This is a genomic window from Limnofasciculus baicalensis BBK-W-15 (assembly GCF_024178385.1).
Taxonomy (GTDB): Bacteria; Cyanobacteriota; Cyanobacteriia; order Cyanobacteriales; family Coleofasciculaceae; genus Limnofasciculus; species Limnofasciculus baicalensis.
This window is the reverse complement of the sequence record NZ_JAMZMM010000593.1, coordinates 1-2,504: the sequence shown is the minus strand read 5'-3', so window position 1 is coordinate 2,504 and position 2,504 is coordinate 1. Positions and strand designations below refer to the sequence as shown.

Here is a 2,504-nt window from a genome sequence, read left to right as displayed (position 1 = left end):
TAGCTGAAACGACGCAATCTCGTCAAGTATTGAGAATTAATCTTAATAAAGATTAACGAATTTAAGCCACTTTCAGCCGTTTTCTACTTTGTTAAGTTATGTTAAGTACCTGGCTTTGTTAACTTCTGTTAAGTATTTATGCCAATTACTTAATTTTATTGACTTATGTTAAGTATTTTTTCTTCCTCGTCTTAGTGTCTTAGTGTTTCCTTATTCCATCCCCTCAAGGCAACTCCACCGAAGTCGGTTTCGCAATATGAGGCAAACCCCAACCCAACTTTTCCCGCAAAACTCGGAAAAACTCCGGCGGTTGTAAGCGAATAAATCGAGCAGAATAAGGCGATCGCACTAACCTAATCCGATCTTCTGGCAATATATAACAACCCGCATTGCCATCCACCACCATCACCAACTGATTCGGCGTAGCTGGAAACACCATTACTTCTTCAGTATCAGCAAATACTAACGCTCTAGACGCTAAGGAATGGGGACAAATCGGCATTAATTGCAGGACAGGTACGCCAGGAGTAACTACCGTTCCCCCAGCACTCAAGGAATAGGCTGTCGAGCCTGTCGGAGTAGAGATAATCAAACCATCTGCGGCAATATCCACTGGTGCATGATGCCCAATCTGAACTTCAAAATGACACATGCAGGTTAACGGCTCTCGATGTAGCACCATTTCATTTAAACAGAGAGCCTCCCACCACAAGCGCTCCCCTCGCAGTGCCTGTACCAATAACATTGTCCGATCTTCAATGTCATACTCCCCTGCCAATAATCTATCCACAGCATCAGGTAGCTGATTGACATAAGTCTCAGTGAGAAACCCCATGTGACCAGTATTTACCGTTAGGAGTGGAATATTATAAGGAGCAACTTGGCGAAATCCTGACAGAACAGTACCATCTCCCCCCAACACGATCGCAAAAGCCATCTCCTCATCAAAACCAGGAGGGGCTAACTTTTCCAGCGGTGTGTGACAAACTGGGGAGTCAGGGCGAGAATAACCTAAAATCCCGCTGATTCCGGTTGCCATACAGACTTCCCAACCCGCTGCTGTCAGCTTGTCTTGTAACTCCAAAGCTACACGATAAGCCACGGGTTTCATATCGTTATAGATTATTCCTGCTTTTCCCACCCTCACCAGTCCGCATTGTAAATAATTAATTTTTACCAGATAGTTACCAATAATGTACGGAAATATCTGGCTAGTGCAGCACGATCCCAATCTCGCTTGAGAAAATGCCCAGATTTAGGAGATTTAAACGAGATTAGAAGTACCTAGCTTAACGCTAACGCGATCGCACTTGCTACAGTTGAGGCAATCTCCGCTCAACGCTGGGAGGATTTAAAGGGTGTTTTTTTCTTCTTTTTGGCTTTTTCTTTCTCGTAATCGATTTCCTTGAGCTTTTTCATAATCCGGGTAAAGTACTCTGCCATGTATGGTTCCAAAGTAGTGGTGTCCTTTGGATCTAAGCCAAAAACCTGATAGACTTTTTCCATCGGCGCATTTAGAGGTTTCCCCGTTGCCAACACTTCAGCGAAGGCTAGGCGATCGCTAATATTCCAACTCCACTGGAAAAATCTACCAATGCCCCGCATCACCCGCAATACCTTCAGGGGTACTCTAGAAATTTTCGCCTCTTTATTAGATAACCTTTCGCACAAGCTGATAATTTCATCAGCACCCCAAGTACGAGTACCCACTAAAGGAAAAGTCTGATTGACTGTTTCTGGCACATCAAGGGCACGAACGGCAAATTTGGCGATATCCTGAGTATCCATATAAGCAATAGGCGCAGTCTCTCCAGTAATCCAAACCGCTTGTTTCTCTAAAACTGGAATCGCATACTGCATAATTAGCCCTTGCATAAAGCCGCAAGGCTGCAAAATCGTGTAATTGAGTCCCGATTCTGCCAGAAATAGTTCCGTACATCGCTTGATGTCCATCAGAGGTACATCAGGAAATTTATGGGAATCGAGAATAGAAAAGAAGACAAACCGCTCCACCTTAGCAGCAACTGCTGCTTGAATTAATGAGACTTTGCCATCCCAATCCACCTGTTTAATGCTCAGAGAGCCTGTCGCACGGGAAGTTGCGGCATCAATTACCGCATTAATCCCTACCAATGCGGGTGGAATTGTTTCTGCCTCACAGATATCTCCTTGGATTAGCTCCGCTCCCCATTCTTTTAAAAAGGCTCCTTTTTGGAGGCTCCGGACAAAACAGCGCACCTGATGACCTTCGTCGAGAGCGCGACGAACTACCTGTCTACCCAAGGTGCCAGTTGCACCCACAACCAATAAATTCATTTATAAAATTGCTTCGTAAAGTTTCTATAAGACTTTATCATAAATCTCAGAATTATGCTTGGTGGGGAGTGGGGAGGAGTTTTGAGTTTTGTTAGCGCAGCGGGACGAAGTCCGTTTTGAATTTTGAGTTAAAAGTCTTAGAGGGGGTTTTGGTTGTATGGTGTGTAGCGCAGAAACCCGGTTTCTTT

2 protein-coding genes are annotated in these 2,504 nt (G+C 44.4%); both read right to left on the bottom strand.

What is annotated here, in order from left to right; translation table 11 throughout:
- Positions 1-223: 223 nt before the first annotated feature.
- Positions 224-1,141: an NAD(+) kinase gene (locus NJ959_RS28480; RefSeq protein WP_254015132.1), complete on the bottom strand. Its 918-nt coding sequence runs from the start codon at positions 1,139-1,141 to the stop codon at positions 224-226.
- A gap of 194 nt (positions 1,142-1,335) precedes the next feature.
- Positions 1,336-2,316 carry an SDR family oxidoreductase gene (locus NJ959_RS28475; protein WP_254015131.1) on the bottom strand — a complete coding sequence of 327 codons (981 nt, stop codon included), beginning with the start codon at positions 2,314-2,316 and terminating at the stop codon, positions 1,336-1,338.
- Between the last annotated feature and the right edge of the window lie 188 nt (positions 2,317-2,504).